21 protein-coding genes are annotated in these 23,127 nt (G+C 69.8%); 14 read left to right on the forward strand and 7 right to left on the reverse strand.

Translation table 11 applies throughout. From position 1 onward, the window contains the following. Window positions 1-52 precede the first annotated feature (52 nt). Genes RC1_RS04180 through RC1_RS04195 form a run of 4 tightly spaced genes read left to right on the forward strand, consistent with a single transcriptional unit; the run spans window position 53 to window position 5,410 of the window. Window positions 53-691 (forward strand): protein phosphatase CheZ, encoded by a 639-nt coding sequence (locus RC1_RS04180; protein WP_012566102.1) that lies wholly within the window; start codon window positions 53-55, stop codon window positions 689-691. A 14-nt stretch (window positions 692-705) separates the two neighbouring features. Continuing rightward, window positions 706-1,386 carry a flagellar motor protein MotB gene (locus tag RC1_RS04185; protein ID WP_012566103.1) on the forward strand — a complete coding sequence of 227 codons (681 nt, stop codon included), beginning with the start codon at window positions 706-708 and terminating at the stop codon, window positions 1,384-1,386. Then, window positions 1,383-2,102: an OmpA/MotB family protein gene (locus RC1_RS04190; RefSeq protein ID WP_012566104.1), complete on the forward strand. Its 720-nt coding sequence runs from the start codon at window positions 1,383-1,385 to the stop codon at window positions 2,100-2,102. The genes RC1_RS04185 and RC1_RS04190 overlap by 4 nt, the downstream gene beginning before the upstream one ends. Next, complete coding sequence (locus tag RC1_RS04195) at window positions 2,102-5,410, forward strand: tetratricopeptide repeat protein (protein WP_012566105.1); 3,309 nt, start codon at window positions 2,102-2,104, stop codon at window positions 5,408-5,410. Before RC1_RS04190 ends, RC1_RS04195 begins: the two co-directional genes overlap by 1 nt. Window positions 5,411-5,459: 49 nt before the next feature. Here the strand turns inward: RC1_RS04195 and fliP are convergent, their stop codons facing one another. Genes fliP through RC1_RS04215 form a run of 4 tightly spaced genes read right to left on the reverse strand, consistent with a single transcriptional unit; the run spans window position 5,460 to window position 7,342 of the window. Further along, window positions 5,460-6,227 (reverse strand): flagellar type III secretion system pore protein FliP, encoded by a 768-nt coding sequence (gene fliP / locus RC1_RS04200; RefSeq protein WP_012566106.1) that lies wholly within the window; start codon window positions 6,225-6,227, stop codon window positions 5,460-5,462. Window positions 6,228-6,229: 2 nt separating this feature from the next. Then, window positions 6,230-6,631 carry a FliO/MopB family protein gene (locus RC1_RS04205; protein WP_012566107.1) on the reverse strand — a complete coding sequence of 134 codons (402 nt, stop codon included), beginning with the start codon at window positions 6,629-6,631 and terminating at the stop codon, window positions 6,230-6,232. A gap of 49 nt (window positions 6,632-6,680) precedes the next feature. Next, window positions 6,681-7,031, reverse strand: a complete 351-nt coding sequence (locus tag RC1_RS21675) for a hypothetical protein (RefSeq protein ID WP_012566108.1) — start codon at window positions 7,029-7,031, stop codon at window positions 6,681-6,683. After that, window positions 7,028-7,342 (reverse strand): EscU/YscU/HrcU family type III secretion system export apparatus switch protein, encoded by a 315-nt coding sequence (locus RC1_RS04215; RefSeq protein WP_012566109.1) that lies wholly within the window; start codon window positions 7,340-7,342, stop codon window positions 7,028-7,030. The genes RC1_RS21675 and RC1_RS04215 overlap by 4 nt, the downstream gene beginning before the upstream one ends. 341 nt (window positions 7,343-7,683) lie before the next feature. On the opposite strand from RC1_RS04215, the gene flgB reads away from it, so the two are divergent. The 7 genes from flgB to RC1_RS21355 all read left to right on the forward strand — a co-directional run bounded on the left by flgB (window position 7,684) and on the right by RC1_RS21355 (window position 13,558). Beyond that, a complete protein-coding gene (gene flgB, locus RC1_RS04220) occupies window positions 7,684-8,091 on the forward strand; it encodes a flagellar basal body rod protein FlgB (protein WP_012566110.1) in 408 nt (135 codons plus the stop codon). 23 nt (window positions 8,092-8,114) lie between these two features. Continuing rightward, the gene (gene flgC, locus RC1_RS04225) at window positions 8,115-8,525 is read left to right on the forward strand and encodes a flagellar basal body rod protein FlgC (RefSeq protein WP_012566111.1); all 411 of its coding nucleotides are present in this window, start codon (window positions 8,115-8,117) and stop codon (window positions 8,523-8,525) included. Window positions 8,526-8,557: 32 nt separating this feature from the next. Then, window positions 8,558-8,866, forward strand: coding sequence for a flagellar hook-basal body complex protein FliE (fliE, locus tag RC1_RS04230; protein ID WP_012566112.1), 309 nt, complete (start codon window positions 8,558-8,560; stop codon window positions 8,864-8,866). Between the two features lie 16 nt (window positions 8,867-8,882). Then, the gene (fliQ, locus tag RC1_RS04235; protein ID WP_012566113.1) at window positions 8,883-9,158 is read left to right on the forward strand and encodes a flagellar biosynthesis protein FliQ; all 276 of its coding nucleotides are present in this window, start codon (window positions 8,883-8,885) and stop codon (window positions 9,156-9,158) included. Between the two features lie 13 nt (window positions 9,159-9,171). After that, window positions 9,172-9,936 (forward strand): flagellar biosynthetic protein FliR, encoded by a 765-nt coding sequence (gene fliR, locus RC1_RS04240; protein WP_012566114.1) that lies wholly within the window; start codon window positions 9,172-9,174, stop codon window positions 9,934-9,936. Window positions 9,937-9,951: 15 nt separating this feature from the next. Beyond that, window positions 9,952-11,031, forward strand: coding sequence for a flagellar biosynthesis protein FlhB (flhB, locus tag RC1_RS04245; protein WP_012566115.1), 1,080 nt, complete (start codon window positions 9,952-9,954; stop codon window positions 11,029-11,031). 70 nt (window positions 11,032-11,101) lie between these two features. Beyond that, window positions 11,102-13,558, forward strand: a complete 2,457-nt coding sequence (locus RC1_RS21355) for a hybrid sensor histidine kinase/response regulator (protein ID WP_234703829.1) — start codon at window positions 11,102-11,104, stop codon at window positions 13,556-13,558. Window positions 13,559-13,765: 207 nt separating this feature from the next. On the opposite strand, the gene RC1_RS04255 is transcribed toward RC1_RS21355, so the two are convergent. The 3 genes from RC1_RS04255 to RC1_RS21360 all read right to left on the reverse strand — a co-directional run bounded on the left by RC1_RS04255 (window position 13,766) and on the right by RC1_RS21360 (window position 17,841). Continuing rightward, window positions 13,766-15,478, reverse strand: a complete 1,713-nt coding sequence (locus tag RC1_RS04255; RefSeq protein ID WP_012566117.1) for a methyl-accepting chemotaxis protein — start codon at window positions 15,476-15,478, stop codon at window positions 13,766-13,768. A 287-nt stretch (window positions 15,479-15,765) separates the two neighbouring features. After that, window positions 15,766-17,481 (reverse strand): methyl-accepting chemotaxis protein, encoded by a 1,716-nt coding sequence (locus tag RC1_RS22455; RefSeq protein WP_012566118.1) that lies wholly within the window; start codon window positions 17,479-17,481, stop codon window positions 15,766-15,768. Between the two features lie 45 nt (window positions 17,482-17,526). Beyond that, complete coding sequence (locus tag RC1_RS21360) at window positions 17,527-17,841, reverse strand: hypothetical protein (RefSeq protein WP_148213379.1); 315 nt, start codon at window positions 17,839-17,841, stop codon at window positions 17,527-17,529. A gap of 98 nt (window positions 17,842-17,939) precedes the next feature. Here RC1_RS21360 and recA point away from each other — a divergent pair, with 98 nt between their 5' ends. The 3 genes from recA to RC1_RS04275 all read left to right on the forward strand — a co-directional run bounded on the left by recA (window position 17,940) and on the right by RC1_RS04275 (window position 23,119). Next, window positions 17,940-19,016, forward strand: coding sequence for a recombinase RecA (recA, locus tag RC1_RS04265; protein WP_012566119.1), 1,077 nt, complete (start codon window positions 17,940-17,942; stop codon window positions 19,014-19,016). Between the two features lie 313 nt (window positions 19,017-19,329). Then, the gene (alaS, locus tag RC1_RS04270) at window positions 19,330-22,026 is read left to right on the forward strand and encodes an alanine--tRNA ligase (protein ID WP_012566120.1); all 2,697 of its coding nucleotides are present in this window, start codon (window positions 19,330-19,332) and stop codon (window positions 22,024-22,026) included. 238 nt (window positions 22,027-22,264) lie between these two features. Continuing rightward, on the forward strand, window positions 22,265-23,119 hold the full coding sequence (locus RC1_RS04275) for an AAA family ATPase (protein ID WP_012566121.1): 855 nt from the start codon (window positions 22,265-22,267) through the stop codon (window positions 23,117-23,119). Window positions 23,120-23,127: the final 8 nt, after the last annotated feature.

The following is a 23,127-nucleotide window of genomic DNA, read 5'->3' on the forward strand; positions in this document are numbered from 1 at the left end:
CCAGTATCCGCATGGCCGCGCGGGCCGTTACCGCGCTTGGGTGAGGTGATCCATGATCCGTGCTTCCGACCCCGTTCTCCAGGAGCGCCTGGACTCCGCCCGTACCCAGGCCGGCCAGCCGTTGACCCGTGAGGAGGTCGCCGAGATCGTCTCCTCCGTCGTCGCCTCGATGGGCGGTGACATCAGCCAGACGGAGGTGAAGCTCTATTCGGAGCTGGAGGCGCTGGCGCGCTACATCAACAACGCCAAGAAGGAAATCGCGGCCATCCGGCCGACCGACATCCACGAGGAGCACATCCCCCGCGCCACGGACGAGCTTGATGCCGTCGTCGGCCACACGGAGGAGGCGACCAACCGAATCATGGACGCCTGCGACCAGATCATGGCCATGTCGGGCGAGGTGCCGGGCGAGGTTTCGAACCGGCTGATGACGATCACCACCGGCATCTACGAGGCGTGCAACTTCCAGGACATCACGGGCCAGCGCATCTCCAAGGTGGTGCGCGCGCTCAAGCACATCGAGGCGAAGGTCGAGGCGCTGCTGCTGGCCTTCGGGGAGGAGGTGCAGCGCCGCCATCCCAACGTGGTCGAGGAAGTGAAGAAGGACGACGAGGACAAGTTCCTGCTGCACGGGCCGCAGCTTTCCGGCCAGGGCGTGGACCAGTCCTTCATCGACAGCCTGTTCGACTGACCGGGGCGGCGCTCATGCTGTCCGGGGGCGACAACGCCGCGGATCAGGACGACGGGGGCGGCGGCATGCTGCTCTACCTGGCCCTGTTCATCCTTCTGCTCGCCTTCTTCATCCTGCTGACCTCGCTGGCCAGTTTCGACGAGCGGCGGGCCGGACAGGTGCTGGAGAGCGTGGACCGTGCCTTCTCGCTGCGGACCAGTCTCAGCGGCCGTCAGGGTGACCATGACCGGGAGGCGGCGCTGGCGGACGCCTCGCGCGCCCTGCGTGATCTGGGCGATCTGTTCCAGGCGGAGATCCCGCTCGCCAAGCTGGAGGCTCCGGCCGACGGAAGCACCCTGCTGGTGACGCTGGGCGCGGACGATCTCTTCACCCCCGGTACGCTGTCCTTCCGGCCGGAGCGGGCGGGGCTGGTCCACCGCATCGCCGACGTGCTGGCGCCGCGGCCCGCGGGTGTGCAGGTCCGCACGGATGCCCTGGTCGCGCCCGGCAATCCGGCGGGGCGCGGTCCGGTGGGCGAGGTCGCCCGCGTCGGTGCTCTGGCCCGCGGGCTGGTCGGCCAGGGCGCGCCCGCGGCGGCGCTCTCCATCGGGATCGAGCCGGGGCGCCCGGCGGGCGAGCTGCGATTCCTCTTCCGCATCCACGATCCTGCGGCGCCGGCCGTGCGCCTGACCGCCGGTGCGGATGGTGCGCCATGAACGGCGCGATGCGTCTGCTCGCCCTGCTGCCGTCGCGCCGGACCGCGTCGGGGCGGGCCTGGCTGGTGAGCTTCACGGATCTGGTCTGCCTGATGCTGACCTTCTTCGTCATGCTCTACGCCATGTCGGACCCGGCGGACCCGCGTTACCGCGCCCTTGCCGGCGGGCTGCATGGCGACCTTGCCGTGCGGGCCGAGGGGGAGGCGGCCCCGGAGGCGGCCTTCAACGTGGACAGGCTGAACCGGGAGCAGGCCATCGACCTCGGCTATCTCGGCCGGGTCTTCGAGACGCAGATGGCCGGGCATCCAGAACTGGCGCAGGTCCTCATCACCCGGCGCGACGGCCGGCTGGTGCTGGCGCTGCCGGCCGACCTGCTGTTCGCCCCCGGCGATGCCGCCCTGTCGCCCGCGGGGCTCAGGGCGCTGTTCGTGCTGGGGGGCGTGGCGGGCAACATCGGCAATGCGCTGGAGGTGGTGGGGCATACCGATCCGCGGCCCGCGGGCAGCCGTTGGCCGTCGAACTGGGAACTGTCGCTGGCCCGCGCCCAGGCGGTTGCGGATGCCCTGCACGGCGCGGGCTATCTCCGCGCCATCACCGTGCGCGGACAGGCCGACGCCCAGTTCCCGGAGACGGCGCCGTTCCTGCCGGTGGCGGAGCGGATGCGCCTCGCCCGCCGGGTTGACGTGATCGTCGCCGAGCATGGGGGGATGCGCTGATGCGGCGGCCTCCGTTGCAGACCCGGCTGACCACCCTGGCGTCCGTGCTCGCGCTGCTGGCCGGAACGGAGGCGTTCGCCCAGCCGGCACAGCCGGGTTCCGCGGCGCCGGCCGCCCAGCCTCCGGCACAACAGGCGCCCGCCACGGCTCCGGCCCCCCTGCCGCGCGTGGCTGTCCGGGCCGGCATCCATCCCGGTTATACCCGGCTGGTGTTCGACTGGCCGTCCGATGTCGGCTACCGTGTGGAACGCGACGGCACGCAGGTGACGCTGCGCTTCGACCGGGCCGCGCGGGCCGACTTCGCCCAGGCCCGCCGGATCAATCCTCCGCGGGTGCAGGGGCTGGCCCAGGTTTCCGATACGCCCGGCCTTGCCGTCCGTTTCACCGTCGCTGCCGACGCCACGCTGAAGGACTTCCGCAGCGGTGCCCGTGTCGTGGTGGACATCGCCGGTCCGTCGCCCGCGGCGGCGGCCCCGGCTGTCGCGGAAGCGCCGCCCGCGGCTCCGCCGTCCCCCCGGCCGGCCAGGGAGGCCCCGACGCCGGCCCCCGGCGCACAGACCGCCAGTCCGTCCCCTGCACCCGCCCCGTCTTCTGCACCGGCGCCGGCTGCCGGGCCGGCCGGCCAGCCTGCTCCCCTCCCGCCCTCTGCCCTTCCGCCCTCTGCCCTTTCGCCCTCTGCCCGCTCCCCCTCCGCCCGTCCGCCGCGGACGGAGGAGGAGCGCCGGCAGGCCGAGGGTGCGCCGCTCTGGCAGCTCAGCCAGCAGCGGGCCGCGGCCCAGGGCGGCACCCCCGCCGCAACCCCGCCGGCAGGGGGGCCGCCTGCACCCGCCCAGCCTGCGCCGGCCCAACCCGAATCGCCCCAGCCTGCGCCGGCCCCGCTTCCGGCCGGGGCGCCGCCCGCAGCCCCCCCGGCACCTGCCGAGCCCGTGGCGGCGGTCGAGGCGGCCCCCGTCATCGTCGCCTTCGATCCGCAGGCCCCGACGGCGGCGGCCGTGTTCGAGCGGGCCGGCTGGCTCTACATCCTGTTCGACCGTCCGGTGCCGCCCGGCACCGCGCCTGCGGCGGTGCAGGGCCTGACCGGCGCCATCGAGCCCGTCAGCCATGCCGAGGGTGGCGGTTTCCGCCTCACCCATCCCGTCATCCTGACCCCGCGGGTGGAGAAGGAGGGCACGGTCTGGCGCGTCGTCCTGGCCCGTCCGGAGGCGCAGCCCGCCCCCGGCGACGGGATTCCCGCCGATGCGGAGCCGGATTTCGCGCTGGGACCGCGGCTGGTGCTGAAGGTCCCGGACGCCGCCCGGGTGATCGACTTCAACGATCCCGTCGTCGGGGACACCCTCAAGGTCGTGCCGCTTCCGGTGGCCGGGCAGAACATGCCGGTGCCGCTGCGTCTGGCCGACGCGCAGATCCTGCCTTCGGCTCAGGGCATCGTCGTGCGCCCGGTCAACGACCAGCTTCTGGTGCAGCCGGTGCGGGAGGGGGTGGAGATCACCGTGCCCGGCGGTCTGCGCCTCTCCCCGCCGGAGGATATCGCCGCCGCCCTGCCGCCCCCCCCGGCGGAGCCGGAGCGGCTCTACGACTATGCGGCCTGGGGGCAGGTGCCGCCGCAGAACTACATCCGGCGCCGTCAGGATCTCTGGCAGGAGCTGGTGGCGGCCCCGCCCGGCAACCGCGGCCGCGAGCGCCTGAAGCTGGCCCGCTTCTACCTCGCCAACGGCTGGGGGGCGGAGGCGCTCGGCCTGCTGGACCTGATCCTGGAGGAACAGCCCGATCTGGACCGCCGCGCCGAGTTCCTGGCGGTGCGCGGTGCCGCCCGGGCGCTGGCGGGCGACCCGGACGGGGCCATCGCCGACCTTTCCTCCCGCAGTCTGGTGGGCGAGCCCGATGCCGACCTCTGGCAAGCCGCCGCGCATGCGGAGAAGGGGGAGTGGGACCGGGCGGCGACGCTCTTCGCCCGGCAGGCGCGCCTGCTGCGCGACTATCCGGAGCCCTTCTTCTCCCGGCTTGCCCTGCTGGCCGTGGATGCGGCGCTGCGCCAGGGCGATCTCGATACGGCGGGACGGCTGATCGACCGGCTGGACCGCCGCGGCGCCGACGACGGCCCGCGCGCCGCCGCCTTCCACTATTTCGCGGGCGAGCTGGCGCACAAGCAGGGCGATGACAAGAAGGCAGAGGATGCCTGGGAGAAGGCGGCCGCCTCCAACGACCGGCTGTACCGGACCCGCGCCACCAAGGACCTGATCGACCTGCGCCTCGCCACCGGCAAGCTGCCTCCGGAGAAGGCGGCGGAGGAGATGGAGAAGCTGCGCTTCGCCTGGCGCGGCGACGACCTGGAGCTGGAGATCCAGCGCCGGCTGGGCGAGGTTCACGCCCTGGCGAAGCAGTACCCGGCCGCCTTCGACACGCTCAAGCGCGCCATCACCCTCTATCCCGACAGCCCGCAGGCGGCGGAGATCGCCAAGCGGATGTCGGACATCTTCGCCAACCTGTTCGTCCAGGACGGGGCGGCGTCGATGCCGCCGCTGGAGGCGCTGGCGCTCTACGAACAGTACCGCGAGCTGACCCCGCCCGGCCCCGACGGCGACCTCGTCATCCGCCGGCTGGCGGAACGTCTGGTCGAGATCGACCTGCTGGACCGCGCGGCGGAGCTGCTGGAACATCAGGTGCAGTACCGGCTGGCCGGAACGGAGAAGGCGCAGGTCGGCACCCGCGCGGCCGGCATCCGGCTGCTGGACGGCAAGCCGGACAAGGCGCTGGCGACTCTGGACGCCAGTGAGATGCCGGACCTGCCCGCCGCACTGGCGGAGGAGCGCCGGCTGCTGCGCGCCCGTGCCCTGGCCGACCTGGGCCGTGGGTCCGAGGCGGTGGGCCTGCTCGCCGCCGACGGCTCGCGCCCGGCCAAGCTGCTGCGCATCGACGTCGCCTGGCGCGACAAGCAGTGGCCGGCCGCCGCCGCGGCCCTGGCCGATCTGATCGGCCCGCCCCCCGCGGCGGGCGCGGAACTGCCGGCCGAGCAGTCGCGGCTGGTCATCAACCGGGCCGTGGCCCTGGCGCTGGCACAGGACGATGCCGGCCTGCGCCAGATCCGCGACCAGTTCGGCCCGGCGATGGAAAAGACGGCCGACGCCACGGCCTTCCGCGTGCTGACCCGTCCGGACGAGGCGGCGGGGCTGGTCGATGCAGCGACGATCCGGTCCCGCATCGCGGAGATCGACATGTTCCGCAGCTTCCTGGACGTCTACCGCACCCGCCAGCAGGCCGCGACCCCGCCCGCCGCCGATACGCCCCCGGCTCCCGCCGGGCTGAACTGACCCGGCCCGGCTGCCGCGGACCCTGGGGCCGGACGGCGCCAGGGCCGGGTCAGGTCGTGCCGAAGCTCTGCACCAGACTGCCGACGATCAGATACCAGCCGTCCACCAGGACGAAGAAGATCACCTTGAACGGCAGGGCGATCAGGGTCGGGGGCAGCATCATCATGCCCATCGACATCAGCACCGACGCCACCACCATGTCGATGACCAGGAACGGCACGAAGACCAGGAAGCCGATCTCGAAGGCCCGCTTCAGCTCCGACAGCATGAAGGCCGGGATCACCACCTGGAGCGGCACGTCCTTGGGGTCGGCCACCGGCCCCGTCTTGGCGATGTCGAGGAAGAGCTGCAGGTCGCGCTCGCGCACATGCTTCATCATGAAGCCGTGGAACGGCTCCACCGCGCGGTTGAACGCCGTCAGCTCGTCGATGTCCTCATTGATCAGGGGCCGGATGCCGTTGGCGTAGGACTCCTGCATCACCGGCGCCATGATGAAGAAGGTCAGGAACAGGGCGAGACTGACCAGCACTTGGTTCGGCGGCACCTGCTGCGTGCCCATGGCCGAGCGCAGGAACGACAGCACGATCACGATGCGCACGAAGCAGGTCATCATGATCAGGATGCTGGGCGCCAGCGACAGCACCGTCAGCAGCGCGACGAGCTGGATGATCCGGCCGGTCGCGGTGCCGCTCTGCTCGCCCAGGTCGAGCTGGAAGTTCTGCGCCGCGGCGGGTCCCGTCAGCAGCAGGAGAAGGCCGCCCAGGGCGACCGGCAGCAGCAGCCAGAGCAGCGTCTTCGGCGGGGGCAGGATGCGCATGCTCAGGCCCCGTTCCCGTCGGCTGGTCCGCCTGCTGTTCCGCCGGTCCGGGCCGGTTCGCCCCGGACCCGTGCCAGCGCCTCGCGGAACGCCAGGGACGGCGGTTTCGGCTGCGTCGCCGGTTGCGGCGGCGGCGGGGCGGCGGGCAGTCCGCCCTCCACCACCAGGTCCGTGGCGGCCCCCAGCAGCAGCAGATGCTCCACCCCGTCGCGGCGCACCAGCACCAGCCGGCGCTTGGCGTCCAGCGGCAGCACCTCGACGACGGCCAGCCGCCGGTCGCCCCGGGCCCGCGCCACCAGCCCGGCCCCCGGGCCGAACCGGCGCAGCAGCAGGCCGAAGACGCCGATCAGGGCCAGCACGAAGACCAGGGCCACGATGAAGCGCAGATAGCTCGTCGCGTCCATGCTCAGGCTCCGGGGACGCCCGCGGGCGGGCGGGAAGGGGGACGCGGCATCAGGCTTCTTCCGGCTTGCGGTAGGCGGCGACGGCACGCATGCGGCGGCTGGCCGGCTCGGCCCCGCCCAGCGTCTCGCCGTGGGTCTCGGTCAGCGCCGCCTGCACGCCCTCCAGGGCCGCCAGCACCTCCTCAAGGAAGGGCAGCAGCAGGCGGGCGTGCGCCGGCGGCAGGGCCACGGCGGCATCCAGGAGCTGGCGCGCCTCCGTCTCCAGCCCGGCCAGATCGACCAGATCGCGCTGGCGCACCAGCCCGGCGCTGCGCTCCAGCACGGTGCGCAGCTCGGAAAGTGCCGCGGCGATCTCCTCAGGCGAGGCAGGGGGCGGGGCGGGGGGCGGGGTCCCGGTCATGGCGCGGCCTTTCCGGTCGGGGCCGGCGCGCCCGGCGTCGTGCCGTTCGCCCGGTAGACGTAGGCAAGGATTTCCGCCACGGCGGCAATCGCTTCCAGGGGGATTTCGCTGTCCAGGTCCAGGGCGGACAGGATTTCCGCCAGATCGGCGTCCTCGCGCACCTTGACCCCGGCGGCGAAGGCCATCTCCAGGATCTGTTCGGCCACGGCCCCGTGTCCGCTGGCGACGATGCGCGGCAGCGACTCGCCGCCCGGCTGGTGCCTCAGGGCGACGGCGACGGGACGGCGCGGCGGTGTCTCCGGCTGGCTCAAGGCGACAGGCTCACGGATGCGGGCTCACGGCGACGGTTTCATGCAGGGCGCGCGCCGTGGCGGGCCGATCCTGCGCGGCGCAGCTTAACAAATCCTTCCCCCCGGTAAACCCTGCGGGTTGCCCCGGCCGGGTCACGGTTTTCCAACTCTTAACCCTATGGGTGGAGTATGATAGGAAAAGATAGATTCAATTTTATGCATTCCGCGTCATGCCGCCGGCCGGACCGGGCACCGGGATGCATGAAGGTGACCGGCAGGGTCGGTATCCAGGCACGGTTCTTGCTTGCCAGTGAGGCGGGAACCAAGTCCGGTGCAAGCCAAGTCGGGCAGGGAAGGGTGTCATGGACCTGAACAAGATCGGCCTGTTCAAGCTCATTTCGGAGAAGATGGCCTGGCACAGCCAGCGCCAGGGCGTTCTGGCGCAGAACGTCGCCAACTCCGACACGCCCGACTACAAACCCCAGGACCTTGTGGCCTTCGATTTCCGCAAGGAGCTGCGCGAGAGCGGCCGGATGGAGATCGCGCAGACGAACCCGATGCACATGGCCGGCACCCTGCCCCGGGACCGGCCCTTCAAGGACGGCCGCCAGCGCGCCACCTACGAGACGGCGCCCGACGGCAACGCCGTGGTGCTGGAGGAGCAGATGACGAAGCTGGGCCAGAACGCGATCGAGTTCCAGGGCGTCACGAACATCTACCGCAAGCAGATCGCCATGCTGAAGACGGCGCTCGGCCGTGGCGGGCAGTAACGGGCACGACGGGAGACTGACCCATGGACCTGATGAACACCCTGTCGCTCTCCGCCGCCGGCCTGAAGGTGCAGGGCACCCGCCTGCGCGTGATCGCGGAGAACCTCGCCAACGCCAACTCCACGGCGCCGACGCCGGGCGATCTGCCCTACCGGCGCAAGGTGGTGCTGTTCCAGAACGTGCTGAACCGCGAGCTGGGCATGCCCACCGTGAAGGTGAAGAAGATCGACGTGGACCGCAGCGACTTCCAGCGCCGCTACGATCCCGGCCACCCCAGCGCCGACGCCGAGGGCTACGTGCTCACGCCCAACGTCAATTCGCTGGTCGAATCCATGGACATGCGCGAAGCACAGCGGTCCTATGAGGCCAACCTCAACGTGATCGACACGACGCGCCAGATGCTGACCCGTACCATCGAGCTTCTGCGCAGCTAGGCGCGCAGGCTTTCCCGCAGGAGTGACCGAGCATGGCCGTTCCCTTCACCAGCGCCGCCGCCGCCTACGCGAACGCCGCCGTCCAGGGCCTCAAGCCCGGCATGAAGACCCCCGCCGAGGAGGGCGAGTCCTTCGGCGACCTGCTGCGCCACGCGGCGGAGGAGTCGATCGACACGATGAAACTCGGCGAGCAGAAGAGCATCGAGGGCATCGTCGGCAAGGCGGATCTGGCCGATGTCGTGACCGCGGTGAGCAATGCCGAGGTCACGCTCCAGGCGGTGGTGAACGTCCGCGACCGGGTCATCACCGCGTACCAGGAAATCCTCCGGATGCCGATCTGACGGACGGGGCAGGGCCGTGACGGATGCGGATGTCATCGCCATCGGGCGCGAGGCGCTTCTCGTCGTCGTCATCGTCGGCGGCCCGCTGATGCTGATCGGCCTCGTCGTCGGTCTCGTGATCTCGCTGTTCCAGGCGCTGACCCAGATCCAGGAGCAGACCATCACCTTCGTGCCGAAGATCGTCATCATGTTCGCGGCGATGGTGTTCCTGATGCCGTTCATGCTGGGGCACCTGCGCTCCTTCATGGAAGGGATCGCGGACAAGATCGTCGCCATCGGCTCCGGCGGCTGAGGCGGGGTGGGGGATGGACCTCGCGGCGTTCGTCGGCGGTTCGGTCTTCGCCTTCCTGCTGGTGTTCGTGCGGCTGGCCGCCGCCTTCATGATCATCCCCGCGATCGGGGAGCAGGCCATCTCCGCCCGCATCCGGCTGCTGTTCGCGCTCGTCGTGGCGGCGGTGGTGACGCCGGTGGTGCGCCAGTACCTGCCGCCCGAGCCGTCGGCCCCGGCCGAGCTGGCGGCGCTCGTGGTGAGCGAGATCCTGGTCGGCCTCTTCATCGGCACCCTCGCGCGGGTGCTGCTGACCGCACTGGAGACGGGCGGCTTCCTCATCGCCAACCAGCTCGGCCTCGCCGCGGCGCAGGCGTTCAACCCGGCGCTGGCGGCGCCGGGCAATCCGATCGGTGCGCTGCTGGGCATCGGTGCGGTGGTCGTCATCTTCGCCACGGATCTGCATCACATGCTGATCCTGGCGGTGGTGGACAGCTACACCCTGTTCAGCCCGGCGGACGGGCTGCCGCTGGGGGACGCGACGGAGCATCTGGCCCAGACGGTGAACACCAGCTTCGCCATCGGGGTGCAGCTCGCCGTGCCCTTCTTCGTCATCGGCTTCCTCTTCTATCTCGGGCTCGGTCTGGTGGCGCGGCTGGTGCCGCAGGTGCAGGTCTTCTTCGTCGGCCTGCCGATCCAGATCGCCATCGGTTCGCTGATGCTGAGCCTCAGCCTCTCCGCCCTCATGCTGTTCTGGCTGACCCATTTCGAGGATCAGCTCGTCGGCCTGTTGCGGCCCTGACCGGGGGGAGCGGCGATGGCCGAGGACCAGGACCAGGACTCCAAAACAGAAGAACCGACAGACAAGAAACTCAGCGACGCCCGGGAGAAGGGGCAGGTCGCCAAGTCGATGGAGGTCGGGAACCTGTTCATTCTCGCCTCCGGCCTCGTGATGGTGCTGCTGCTGCTTCCCTGGTCGGGCCGGATTCTCTGGGACGCGATGATGCCGTTCGTGGAGCGGCCCCATGCCATCCTGATGGCCCCGGCAGCCCTGGGCGACGTGCTGACGGACCTCACGCTGGACATCGCGTTCGCGCTGGCGCCGACGCTCGTGCTGCTGCTGCTGGCGGCGCTGGCGGCGCCGATCATCCAGGTCGGGCTGATGTTCTCCGCCGAGAACGTCTTCAAGTTCGATCTCAACAAGGTGAATCCGCTCACCGGCCTGAAGAACAAGGTCTCGCTCAAGAACCTCGTCGAGTTCCTGAAGTCGCTGGGCAAGCTGGTGCTGGTCGGCATTGTCGTCAGCGTTCTGCTGCTGCCGCTGTGGACCTCCATCGAGCATTTCCTGGCCCTGCCGCTGCCCTCCGTCATCGTCGAGACACGCCATGAGGCGGCGAAGCTCATCGCCGCCGTCGTGATCGTCCTGGGAGCCATCGCCGGGGCCGACTACGCTTTTCAGCGTTACCAGTTCATGCAGCAGATGCGCATGACCAAGCAGGAGGTGAAGGACGAGTACAAGCAGACCGAGGGCGATCCGCTGATCAAGAGCAAGATCCGGCAGCTCCGTATGCAGCGCTCCCGCAACCGGATGATGGCGGCCGTGCCCTCGGCCGACGTGGTGGTCACCAACCCGACCCATTTCGCCGTGGCACTGAAGTACGACGCCTCGGCCATGTCGGCCCCCCGGGTGGTCGCCAAGGGGGCCGATCTGATCGCCAAGCGCATCCGTGAACTGGCGGAGGAGGCCGGGGTGCCCGTCATCTCCAACCCGCCGCTGGCCCGCGCCCTGTTCGCCACGGCCGAGATCGACGAGGAGATCCCGGCTGAACACTACAAGGCCGTCGCCCAGGTCATCTCCTATGTCTTCAAACTGAAGCGCAAACCGATTCCCACCTGAGGGGCCTCTGGTCTCCGGCCCCCGGACTGCTATGGTGCCGCACCCGTTTTCCGCAAGGGAGAGCCGCCCCGTGCCGCCTGAGCCACCGTCTCCAGCGTCGCCGGACCGCCTGTCCGGCAACCCCGTGCGCGTGGCGGCGCTGGGGGCGGCGCTGCTGGCCCTGATCGGCGTCGGCGGCGTGCTGGAGGCGGTGTCCGGTTCCATCGTCGATGGCACCGTGCTGGTCTGGCTCGTGGGCAGTCTTCTGGGATTCGGTGCGCTGGGTCTGGTCTGGCTGGTCCAGCGTGCCGCTGCCGGCCGGCAGCAGGACCAGGGCCTGCTCGGCGCCGTTCTGGATACGGTGCCGGACGCGCTGGCGGTGCTGGCCCCCGACGGCCATCTGCTGCTGGCCAACCGTTCCTTCGCGGAACTGCTGCCCCAGGATGGCGGCGGGAGAACCGGCGGCGGGGGAAGCGTCAGGACGGCCCTGGCCGCCGCGTTCCCCGACCTGGGCATGGCCACGCTGACGCGGATGGAGGCCGCGGCGCGGCAGGGCCGGGAGACCGTTCTGGACGCGTCTTCGCCGTCCCTCCGCTCGGCCCGCTGGCGGGTGTCGGCGGTTCCGCTGCCCGGCCGGCCGGGCCATGTGCTGTGGCGGGCGGCATCCCTGCCGGCGCCGGCCTACGCCTTTCCCGATGCGCTCGACGGGGCTCCCGTGGGGGTGCTCGTCGCCGACCTGGACGGGATGCTGCTGGCGGTCAATGCCCGCGCCGCCGGCTGGCTGGACATCCCGGCCGGTGACGTGGCGGCACGCGGCCTGCGGCTTGACCAGGTGGTGGCCGGTCTGCCCGTGGCCGAGGCCCGGCCGGCCGATCTTCCGTCCGAGGTGGCGCTGCTGCGGCCCGATGGCAGCGCCATGCCGGCCAACGGCTACCGCATCGCGGAGGACGGCCCCGACGGCCGGCGCGACGTGCTGCTGCTCTGCGATCTTTCTCCGGACCTGCCGCGCCGGCAGGCGATGGAGCGGGCGGAACGGCGGTTCCAGCGGTTCTTCGAGTATGCGCCGATCGGTGTGGCGCTGGTTGATCCGGAACTGCGGCTGGCCGAATGCAACGCCACCTTCCTGTCGCTGGCCGGATCGGCACTGGAGGAGGTCCAGGGCCGGCCCATCGGCATGGCCTTCCAACGGGAGAAACGGGCGGATCTGGTCGGGCGGCTGCTCGATGTCCTGAACGGGCGGGAGGTATCGGCCGGGAGCGCACCCATCGAGATCAGCATGCGTGGCGCGGGCGGTCCCATGGTCCACCTGTTCGCCCGCCGCATCGACCTGGACGGGGAGGGCGGCCTTGTCCTCCATGTCGTGGACATGACCGAGCAGAAAAGCCTGGAGAGCCAGATCGTCCAGTCGCAGAAGATGCAGGCGATCGGTCAGCTCGCCGGCGGTGTGGCGCACGACTTCAACAATCTGCTGACGGCGATGATCGGCTTCTGCGATCTGCTGCTGCTGCGCCACAAGCCGGGCGACCAGTCCTTTTCCGACATCATGCAGATCAAGCAGAACGCCAACCGGGCGGCCAATCTGGTCCGTCAGCTTCTCGCCTTCTCGCGGCAGCAGACCCTGCAGCCGCGGGTGCTCAGCGTCACCGACGTGCTGGCGGAACTGTCCAACCTGCTGCGCCGGCTGATCGGCGAGAACATTGAACTGCGCATGCTGCACGGCCGCGATCTGGGGCTGGTCAAGGTGGACCAGGGGCAGCTCGAACAGGTCATCATCAATCTTGCCGTCAATGCCCGTGACGCCATGCCGGGCGGCGGTCGGCTCAGCATCGTGACCAGCAATTTCTCAGCCACGGGTCCGGTCCGGCGCGAGACGGAGGAGATGCCCCCGGGCGACTATGTCGTGATCGAGGTGGCGGATACCGGCGTCGGCATCCCGAGGGAGAATCTCCAGCGCATTTTCGATCCCTTCTTCTCGACGAAGGAGGTCGGCTCGGGCACCGGGCTCGGACTTTCCACCGTCTACGGCATCGTGCGCCAGACGGGCGGTTTCATCTTTGTCGAATCCGCGCCCGACCAAGGGGCGAAGTTCTCCATCTTCCTGCCGCGGCACAGCGAGCCGGTGGCCACCGCCCCGCCCCCCGAGCCGAAGGAACGGGCGGTGGCTGACCTCACCGGCATGGGCACCATCCTGCTGGTGGAGGACGAGGACGCGGTGCGCGTGTTCGGCGCCCGCGCCCTGCGCAACAAGGGCTATCTGGTCCTGGAGGCGAGGAGCGGGGAAGCGGCGCTGGACCAGCTCCGGCGTGAGGGCGGCCCGAAGGTGGATCTCATCATCACCGACGTGGTGATGCCGCAGATGGACGGCCCGACCCTGATCCGGGAGGTGCGCCGGTTGCGGCCGGAGATCAAGGTCATCTTCATCTCCGGCTACACCGAGGACAGGTTCCGCGACGCGGTGGATGCAGGCACCCGTATCGAGTTCCTGCCCAAACCGTTCAGCCTGAAGCAGCTCGCCTCCAAGGTGAAGGAGGTCATGGCCCAGGGCTGATCCCCTCCGGCGGTTACCGGCGGGGGCACCGCCGCGCCGGGCCGCCCCCGCCCTGATGCCCCTGCCGCGCTGCCCCTTCGGAGTGCCCGGTCAGCGCTTGTCCCGGCCGGAGAGCTGCCCATATGCGGGTTCTCCCGTCGGCCGTCCGGTTCCGGTTCCGTTCGTCCCCCTCGTGGGCCGGGACGGGCGGTCCGGCGGGGGACTGCCTCAGCCCCGCCGGACCGTCTCCAGGAACGTCTGCACCTGGCTGCGCAGGTTGGCGGCCTCCTTCGACAGGTTGGCCGCGGCGGACTGCATCTGCGATGCGGCGGCTCCCGTTTCGCCGGCGGCCTGGGTGACACCGGCGATGTTGCTGGAGACCTCCTGGGTTCCGGCGGCGGCCTGCTGCACGTTGCCGGCGATCTCGCGGGTGGCGGCGCTCTGCTCCTCCACGGCGGCGGCGACGGTGGTGGTGATGCCGTTGATGCGGGTCACGGTCTCCGCGACCTGCCGGATGGCGGCGACGGCATCGCCGGTGGCGTTGCGGATTTCCGCGACCTTGAGCTGGATCTCGTCGGTGGCCTTGGCGGTCTGGGTTGCCAGGGCCTTGACCTCGCTGGCGACGACGGCGAAGCCCTTGCCGGCTTCCCCGGCCCGGGCGGCCTCGATGGTGGCGTTCAGCGCCAGCAGGTTGGTCTGCCCGGCGATGGTGTTGATCAGCTCGACGACGGCGCCGATCTGCTGGGCCGCCGCCTGAAGGGTGGTCATGATCGTGCTGGTCCGCTCCACGTCCGAGACGGCCTGCCCGGCGATCTTGGTCGAGCTGTCCACCTGCCGGCTGATCTCCTGGATGGAGGCGGACAGTTCCTCGGTGGCGCCGGCCACCATGTTGACGTTGGTCGAGGCCTGGTCGGCGGCGGCGGCGACGGCGGCGGCCTGCCGGGTGGACTGCTCGGCGGAACTGCTCATGGCGACGGCGGCGGTTTCCGTCTCGGTGGCGGAACTGGAGACGGCGTTGACGATCTCGCCGACGCTGGCCTCGAACTCGTTGGCGAGACGCATCAGCGACGCACGCCGTTCGGTTTCGGCACGGGCCTTGGCTTCGACCTGCTCCCGCTCCAGGCGCTGGCGGTCGAGCGCGTTGGTCTTGAAGACCGCCACGGCCTTGACCATGCGGCCGATCTCGTCCAGCCGCCTGGCCGTCGGGATCTCGGCCGTCAGGTCGCCGCTTGCCAGCCGGCCCATGCAGCTCTCCAGGGTGGAGAGCGGGCCGGAGATGCTGCGGGCGACCAGCCAGACGACGAACAGGGCGCCGACGATGATGACGGCGATGGTCATGCCGAAGCTGGCCAGCTTGCGCTGGAAGGCGGCATCGATGTCGTCGGTGTAGACCCCGGTGCCGATCAGGATGTTCCACGGCTCGTAGGCGCGGATGAAGGCGATCTTCGGGAGAGGTTCGGTGGAGCCGGCCCGCGGATACCAGTACTCCACGACACCGCCGCCACTCGCCGCGGCCCGGACGAAGTCACGGACGAAGTAATTCCCGACCGCGTCCTGGCGATCGATCCGGTCCTCGCCTTCCTGTTTCGGGTCCGGCAGCACCAGGCTGACGCCGTTCATGTCATAAACGAAGATGTAGTCGCTGCCGTCGTTGTAGCGCAGCGCGCGGGCCTGCTCCCGGAAACGGGCCAGGGCCTCCTCCCGGCTGATCTGGCCGGCCTGCACCGGCTTGTCGATGTCGGCCGCCAGACTGTGGACCATGTCCACGAGATCTTCCAACGCCTCGACACGGCTCGCCATCAGGTCCCGGCGGATTTCGATCAGGGCCTGACCGCCGACCACGGCGATCAGGACCAGCAATGCAGAGGCGATGGCGTAGAGCTTGGCCGTGACGGCCCGCGACGCGAGGGCGGTAACGGTGGATCTGAGAAAGCCGGTCATGGGCAAAGATCTCCCTTCGCCGCCACCCTGGGGTGGCGGCCTGTCATGAAACGGGGCGGTCTTGGCGAAAGCGGCGAAAACTCGGGATGCTGAATAAAGATCGTCAATACAGTCGTCTTTGAACCGTTTTCGCTTGAACAGCCGTTGCAGAGCCGGACAAGGCCCGGAACCCCGGGCGTCTGTCCGGCCATCGCCTTGCATCCTGCGCCGCTATCAGCGGCTCTGCTTCGGATGCCAGACGGAAACCCGGTTCAGATGCCCGGGACAGCCGGTCGGGCGGTGACGGGTCAGCCCCGCCGGACCGTCTCCAGGAATGTCTGCACCTGACTGCGCAGGTTGGCGGCCTCCTTCGACAGGTTGGCTGCGGCGGACAGCATCTGCGATGCGGCGGCCCCCGTTTCGCCGGCGGCCTGGGTGACACCGGCGATGTTGCTGGAGACCTCCTGGGTTCCGGCGGCGGCCTGCTGCACGTTGCCGGCGATCTCGCGGGTGGCGGCGCTCTGCTCCTCCACGGCGGCGGCGACGGTGGTGGTGATGCCGTTGATGCGGGTCACGGTTTCCGCGACCTCCCGGATGGCGGCGACGGCATCGCCGGTGGCGTTGCGGATTTCCGCGACCTTGAGCTGGATCTCGTCGGTGGCCTTGGCGGTCTGGTTGGCCAGGGCCTTGACCTCGCTGGCAACGACGGCGAAGCCCTTGCCGGCTTCGCCGGCCCGGGCGGCCTCGATGGTGGCGTTCAGCGCCAGCAGGTTGGTCTGCCCGGCGATGGTGTTGATCAGCTCGACGACGGCACCGATCTGCTGGGCCGCCGCCTGAAGGGCGGCCATGATGGAGTTGGTCCGCTCCACGTCCGAGACGGCCTGTCCGGCGATCTTGGTCGAGCTGTCCACCTGCCGGCTGATCTCCTGGATGGAGGCGGACAGTTCCTCGGTGGCGCCGGCCACCATGTTGACGTTGGTCGAGGCCTGGTCGGCGGCGGCGGCGACGGCGGCAGCCTGCCGGGTGGACTGCTCGGCGGAACTGCTCATGGCGACGGCGGCGGTTTCCGTTTCGGTGGCGGAACTGGAGACGGCGTTGACGATCTCGCCGATGCTGGCCTCGAACTCGTTGGCGAGACGCATCAGGGAGGCGCGCCGTTCGGTTTCGGCACGGGCCTTGGCTTCGACCTGCTCCCGCTCCAGGCGCTGGCGGTCGAGCGCGTTGGTCTTGAAGACCGCCACGGCCTTGACCATGCGGCCGATCTCGTCCAGCCGCCTGGCCGTCGGGATCTCGGTCGTCAGGTCGCCGCTTGCCAGCCGGCCCATGCAGCTCTCCAGGGTGGAGAGCGGGCCGGAGATGCTGCGGGCGACCAGCCAGACGACGAACAGGGCGCCGGCGATGATGACGGCGATGGTCATGCCGAAGCTGGCCAGCTTGCGCTGGAAGGCGGTGTCGATGTCGTCGATGTAGACCCCGGTGCCGATCACGATGTTCCAGGGGGCGAAGACACTGACGTAGGTGATCTTCGGGGAAGGCTCGGTGCTGCCCGGGCGGGGATAATGGTACTCGACCGTGCCGGTGCCGGCGGTGGAGGCGACCCGGATGAACTCCCGCACGATGTAGACGCCATTGGAATCCTGGACGTCCAGCCGGTTGGTGCCCTCCTGCCTAGGGTCGGCGCCGACAAGCTGGGTGCCGTTCATGTCGTAGGCGACCATGTAGTCGCTGCCGCCGTTGTAGCGCATCGCCCGGGTCCGGTCGCGGAAACGGGTTATCGCCTCCTCCCGGCTGATCTGGCCGGCCTGCACTTCCTGATTGAGTTCCGCTGCGATACTCTGTGCCGTCTCGACCAGATCCCCCAGCGCCTCGATGCGGCTATGAAGCAGATCCTTCCGCATCTCGATCAGAGCCTGACCGCCGACAAAGGCAATCAGAAGCAGCAGCCCGGCGGCGATGGCGTAGAGCTTGGCGGTAACGGCCCGCGAGGCGAGAGCCTCGGCAACAGACTTCAGGATGCTGGACATCGGCGTAAGGCTCCCCCGCCGCCAGCCCGCATCGGTGGCAGCATCTCAAGAAAAATGCACGTTCTTATGCATACTATACGATTCAGTTGGTGATAAGTGCATTTCTCGTCGGTCTTCTGTTAATGAAACGTAGACCGCGAGTTGCAGGACCACTTGTGCATATTCATTTAGTCCCGCCCTGCGCTGCACCCCTTGCATTTCTGCGGCTCCTTGATATTTCAATGGTTTGCTGGCTAAAATGTCATATGTGATATTCGAAAAGTGAATGACAGAAAATTCTAATACACTTAATGCGAGAAAAATACCGTCTTCTTCTGAAAGTTCCAGGTCTCCCCGCCGGCGGGCGGCGGGTGCGAACATAGAGAGAACATTTTCGCTTGGCGGGAGGGAACGGAACGGGTACATTTTCCCGCGGTTGAACGCGCTTCCCCGCCGTGCGAGAAGGAAAGGGACCGCCAATGTCGGCAGCTTCACTCCGTCTGGTAGACACCCCCATGGATAAGCAGAAAGCGCTGGACGCCGCCCTCGGCCAGATCGAACGCGCGTTCGGCAAGGGCTCCATCATGAAGCTCGGCGCGCGGGAGGCGATGGCGGAGACGGAGGCGATCTCCACCGGCTCCCTCGGGCTCGACATCGCGCTCGGCATCGGCGGGCTTCCGCGCGGCCGCATCGTCGAGATCTACGGGCCGGAAAGCTCGGGCAAGACGACGCTCGCGCTCCATGCCATCGCGGAAGCGCAGAAGGCCGGCGGCACCTGTGCCTTCGTGGATGCCGAGCATGCGCTCGACCCGGCCTATGCCCGCAAGCTGGGCGTGGACGTGGACGAACTGCTGATCTCCCAGCCCGATGCGGGTGAGCAGGCGCTGGAGATCGCGGACACGCTGGTCCGCTCCGGTGCCATCGACGTGCTGGTGGTGGATTCCGTGGCCGCGCTGGTGCCGCGGGCCGAACTGGAAGGGGAGATGGGCGACAGCCATGTCGGCCTGCATGCCCGGCTGATGAGCCAGGCCTTGCGTAAGCTGACCGGCTCCATCTCCAAGTCGCGCTGCCTCGTCATCTTCATCAACCAGATCCGGCTGAAGATCGGCGTCATGTTCGGCAACCCGGAGACGACGACGGGCGGCAATGCGCTGAAGTTCTACGCCTCCATCCGTCTCGACATCCGCCGCATCGGTGCGATCAAGGACCGTGACAACGTGGTCGGCAACCAGACCCGCGTGAAGGTGGTCAAGAACAAGATGGCGCCGCCGTTCCGGGTGGTCGAATTCGACATCATGTACGGCGAGGGCGTGTCCAAGGTGGGCGAACTGCTCGACCTCGGCATCCAGGCCGGCGTGGTGGAGAAGTCGGGCGCCTGGTTCTCCTACGACGGCCAGCGCATCGGCCAGGGGCGGGAGAACGCCAAGACCTTCCTGCGCAACAACGCCGCCGTGGCGGAGGCGATCGAGGCCAAGGTCCGCGCCAATGCCGGTCTCGTCGCCAGTGCCATGATGGGGGCGCCCGAGTCCGACGGCGACGCCGCCAGCCCGGACTGAGGTCGTCCAGCCACCGGTCATTGGCTGCCGGCCCCTTCGACGGGGCGGCAGCAGCGCGTCGCAGCGGCGCCCGCGCCCTTTCCCCGTCCAGGCGGCGTTTCCGTCCGGAAAACGCATCCTGGACGGGGCCACCGGGTCGCTGCCGGACCCGGTGGCTCGCCGCGCGCTGACCTGCGCCCCGCTCGGCCGCGCCGGATGCCCCGTCCGGGGGCCGTGCCCTGTGCCTTGCCGTGGACATTCCCCATCTGCCCACGGTAAAACCCCCGTTCCGCGCCATCCGGCACGTTTGACGAGCAGCAGGGCCGTACCCGTCATGAGCAAGAAGACCGCGAACGAGATCCGCGCCACCTTCCTGGATTTCTTCAAGAAGAACGGCCACGCCGTCGTGGACAGCTCGCCGCTCGTGCCGCGCAACGACCCGACGCTGATGTTCACGAACGCCGGGATGGTGCAGTTCAAGAACGTCTTCACCGGCAACGAGACGCGCCCCTACAGCCGGGCCGTGACCGCGCAGAAGTGCGTCCGTGCCGGCGGCAAGCACAATGACCTGGAGAATGTCGGCTACACGGCCCGGCACCACACCTTCTTCGAGATGCTGGGCAACTTCAGCTTCGGGGACTACTTCAAGGCCGATGCCATCGAGCTGGCCTGGACCCTGATCACGAAGGAGTACGGGCTGCCGAAGGACCGGCTCTGCGTCACCGTCTTCCACACCGACGACGAGGCGGCGGACCTCTGGAAGAAGGTCGCCGGCATCGGCGACGACAGGATCATCCGCATCCCCACCTCCGATAATTTCTGGATGATGGGCGACACCGGCCCCTGCGGTCCGTGCTCGGAGATCTTCTTCGACCACGGCCCGCACATCGCCGGCGGTCCGCCGGGCAGCGCCGAACAGGACGGCGACCGCTTCATCGAGATCTGGAACCTCGTCTTCATGCAGTACGAGCAGTTCCCGAAGGACGGCGGTCACGAGCGGGTGCCGCTGCCGAAGCCGTCGATCGACACCGGCATGGGGCTGGAGCGGCTGGCGGCCGTGCTCCAGGGCGTGCACGACAACTACGACACCGACCTGATGCGGGCGCTGATCCTGGCCTCGGCCGATGCCACCGGGGCCCCGCCCGAGGGGGCGCACGCGGTCAGCCACCGTGTCATCGCCGACCATCTGCGCGCCTGCTCCTTCCTCATCGCGGACGGCGTGATGCCGTCGAACGAGGGGCGCGGCTACGTGCTGCGCCGGATCATGCGCCGGGCCATGCGCCATGCCCACATGCTCGGCGCGAAGGACCCGGTGATGTACCGCCTCGTCCCGGCGCTGGTGCGCGAGATGGGCGGCCACTACACCGAGTTGCAGCGCGCCCAGCCGCTGATCACCGAGACGTTGCGGCTGGAGGAGACGAAGTTCAAGCAGACCCTCGATCGCGGCCTGCGGCTGCTGGACGAGGAGGAGGGCCGGCTCGCGCCCGGTCAGGCGCTGTCCGGCCAGGTCGCCTTCACGCTTTACGACACCTACGGCTTCCCCCTCGACCTGACGCAGGACGTGCTGCGCGGCCGTCAGCGCGGCGTGGACGTGGACGGCTTCAATGCCGCCATGGAGGAGCAGCGGCGCAAGGCCCGCGCCGCCTGGGCCGGGTCGGGCGAGGCGGCGACCGAGCGCGTCTGGTTCGAGTTGAAGGACGAGGTCGGCGCCACCGAATTCCTCGGCTACGACACCGAGATGGCGGAGGCCAAGGTGACGGCCCTGCTCGATCCCGCCGGCACCCGGCTGGACCGGGCCGCGGCCGGGCAGGAGGTCATCGTCGTCGTCAACCAGACGCCGTTCTACGGTGAATCCGGCGGTCAGGTCGGCGACAGCGGCGTGCTGTTCTCGGCCGGCGGGGCCGAGGTCGCGGTGCGCGACACGCAGAAGAAGCTGGGCGCCGTCTGGGCCCACATCGGCGCCGTGACCCGCGGCACGATCGCGGTCGGCGACGTGGTGGAACTGCGGGTGGACGGGGCGCGCCGCGCCGACATCCGCGCCAACCACTCCGCCACCCACCTGCTGCACGAGGCGCTGCGCCGCCGCCTGGGCGAGCATGTCACGCAGAAGGGCTCGCTGGTGGCGCCGGAGCGCCTGCGCTTCGACATCAGCCAGCCGACGCCGCTCTCGGCCGAGGATGTGCAGGTCGTGGAGGCGGAGGTGAACCGCCGTATCCTCGGCAATTCCGAGGTCACGACCCGGCTGATGAGCCCGGACGCCGCCATCGAACTGGGCGCCATGGCGCTGTTCGGGGAGAAGTACGGCGAGGAGGTGCGCGTCGTCTCCATGGGCGGGGTCGATGCCGGCGGCAACAAGGAATTCTCCGTCGAGCTGTGCGGCGGCACCCATGTCCGCCGCACCGGCGACATCGGCCTGTTCAAGATCGTCTCCGAAGGGGCCGTGGCCGCCGGCGTCCGCCGCATCGAGGCGATGACCGGCCGTGGCGCGCTCTCCTACCTCGATGAGCAGGAAGGGCGGCTGATCCAGGCGGCCTCCGCGCTCAAGGTCCCGCCGGCCGAGGTGCCGGCCAAGGTCGCGGCCCTGGTGGAGGAGCGCCGCCGGCTGGAGAAGGAACTGGCCGACCTGCGCCGTCAGGTGGCGCTGGGCGGCGGCGGGGCCGGGCCGGCGGCCGCCGCCGCGGTGAAGGAGGTCGGCGGCGTGAAGCTGCTGGCCCGCGTGCTGCCCGATCTGCCGGCGAAGGACCTGAAGCCCCTGGCCGACGACCTGAAGAAGCAGGTCGGCTCCGGCGTCGTCGTCGCCATCTCCCAGGCGGACGGCAAGGGCTCCATCGTCGTCGGCGTCACCGAGGATCTGGCCGGCCGGCTGTCGGCCGTCGATCTGGTCCGGGCCGGGTCGGCGGCGATGGGCGGCAAGGGCGGCGGCGGCCGTCCCGACATGGCGCAGGCCGGCGGTCCCGACGCCGGCAAGGCCGAGGCCGCCGTCGCCGCCATCGAGGCGGTGCTGGCCGGCACCGCCGCGGCGGCGGAGTAACCGGTACGGGCCGGCGGGGGCGCCGGGCGGGCGTGCCGCCGTCCGGGCGCCCCGGCGTTCCGCCGTCCGGGCGCTCCCCGGCGTTCCGCCTGACGGACGCCCGCGGCGGCGGCCGGGATTGCCGCTTTGCAGCCGGCCGGCGGGGTGGTTATCTGCCCGCTCCCGCCGCCGACGGTCCTGAAAGGGCGCCGGTTCCGCAAGGGCGGCGGCTCCTGAACGGGCGAAGGAAGGGCAGGGCATGACCCGGTTCGAAGGCACCTCCAGCTACGTCGCCACCGACGATCTGCGCGTCGCCGTCAACGCCGCGATCACCCTGCAACGGCCGCTGCTGGTGAAGGGCGAGCCCGGCACCGGCAAGACCGTGCTGGCGCAGGAGGTGGCCGCGGCGCTCGGCCGGCCGCTGCTGTCCTGGCACATCAAGTCCACGACCAAGGCGCAGCAGGGCCTCTACGAGTACGACGCCGTCAGCCGCCTGCGCGACAGCCAGCTCGGCGATCCGCGGGTCCACGACATCCGCAACTACATCCGCAAGGGCCGGCTGTGGCAGGCGTTCGAGACCGAGCCCGCCCCCGTCCTGCTGATCGACGAGGTGGACAAGGCGGACATCGAGTTCCCCAACGACCTGCTGCTGGAACTCGACCGCATGGAGTTCCACGTCTACGAGACGGGGGAGACGGTGAAGGCGCGGCAGCGGCCCGTCGTCATCATCACCTCGAACAACGAGAAGGAACTGCCGGACGCCTTCCTGCGCCGCTGCTTCTTCCACTACATCCGCTTCCCCGATCCCGACACGATGCGCCGCATCGTGGATGTCCACTTCCCGGAGCTGAAGCAGGAGCTGCTGCGCGACGCGCTGGCCCTGTTCTACGAGGTGCGGGAGGTGCCGGGCCTGAAGAAGAAGCCCAGCACGTCGGAGCTGCTGGACTGGCTGCGCCTGCTGCTGGTGGAGGACATCCCGGCCGAGACGCTGCGCCAGCGCGATCCCAGGAAGCTGATCCCGCCGCTGCACGGCGCCCTGCTGAAGAACGAGCAGGACGTCCATCTGTTCGAACGCCTCGCCTTCATGGCCCGGCGGGAGCGGGGGACGGAGTAGCCCTGGCG

The sequence above is a fragment of the Rhodospirillum centenum SW genome, assembly GCF_000016185.1.
GTDB classification, from domain to species: Bacteria; Pseudomonadota; Alphaproteobacteria; order Azospirillales; family Azospirillaceae; genus Rhodocista; species Rhodocista centena.

Bases quoted from the DNA above. Each gene is read 5' to 3' on its own strand.
- RC1_RS04180 (WP_012566102.1), top strand. From the start codon at position 53: ATGATCCGTGCTTCCGACCCCGTTCTCCAGGAGCGCCTGGACTCCGCC.
- RC1_RS04185 (WP_012566103.1), top strand. From the start codon at position 706: ATGCTGTCCGGGGGCGACAACGCCGCGGATCAGGACGACGGGGGCGGC.
- RC1_RS04190 (WP_012566104.1), top strand. From the start codon at position 1,383: ATGAACGGCGCGATGCGTCTGCTCGCCCTGCTGCCGTCGCGCCGGACC.
- RC1_RS04195 (WP_012566105.1), top strand. From the start codon at position 2,102: ATGCGGCGGCCTCCGTTGCAGACCCGGCTGACCACCCTGGCGTCCGTG.
- fliP (WP_012566106.1), bottom strand. From the start codon at position 6,227: ATGCGCATCCTGCCCCCGCCGAAGACGCTGCTCTGGCTGCTGCTGCCG.
- RC1_RS04205 (WP_012566107.1), bottom strand. From the start codon at position 6,631: ATGGACGCGACGAGCTATCTGCGCTTCATCGTGGCCCTGGTCTTCGTG.
- RC1_RS21675 (WP_012566108.1), bottom strand. From the start codon at position 7,031: ATGACCGGGACCCCGCCCCCCGCCCCGCCCCCTGCCTCGCCTGAGGAG.
- flgB (WP_012566110.1), top strand. From the start codon at position 7,684: ATGGACCTGAACAAGATCGGCCTGTTCAAGCTCATTTCGGAGAAGATG.
- flgC (WP_012566111.1), top strand. From the start codon at position 8,115: ATGGACCTGATGAACACCCTGTCGCTCTCCGCCGCCGGCCTGAAGGTG.
- fliE (WP_012566112.1), top strand. From the start codon at position 8,558: ATGGCCGTTCCCTTCACCAGCGCCGCCGCCGCCTACGCGAACGCCGCC.
- fliR (WP_012566114.1), top strand. From the start codon at position 9,172: ATGGACCTCGCGGCGTTCGTCGGCGGTTCGGTCTTCGCCTTCCTGCTG.
- flhB (WP_012566115.1), top strand. From the start codon at position 9,952: ATGGCCGAGGACCAGGACCAGGACTCCAAAACAGAAGAACCGACAGAC.
- RC1_RS04255 (WP_012566117.1), bottom strand. From the start codon at position 15,478: ATGACCGGCTTTCTCAGATCCACCGTTACCGCCCTCGCGTCGCGGGCC.
- RC1_RS22455 (WP_012566118.1), bottom strand. From the start codon at position 17,481: ATGTCCAGCATCCTGAAGTCTGTTGCCGAGGCTCTCGCCTCGCGGGCC.
- RC1_RS21360 (WP_148213379.1), bottom strand. From the start codon at position 17,841: ATGTTCGCACCCGCCGCCCGCCGGCGGGGAGACCTGGAACTTTCAGAA.
- recA (WP_012566119.1), top strand. From the start codon at position 17,940: ATGTCGGCAGCTTCACTCCGTCTGGTAGACACCCCCATGGATAAGCAG.
- alaS (WP_012566120.1), top strand. From the start codon at position 19,330: ATGAGCAAGAAGACCGCGAACGAGATCCGCGCCACCTTCCTGGATTTC.
- RC1_RS04275 (WP_012566121.1), top strand. From the start codon at position 22,265: ATGACCCGGTTCGAAGGCACCTCCAGCTACGTCGCCACCGACGATCTG.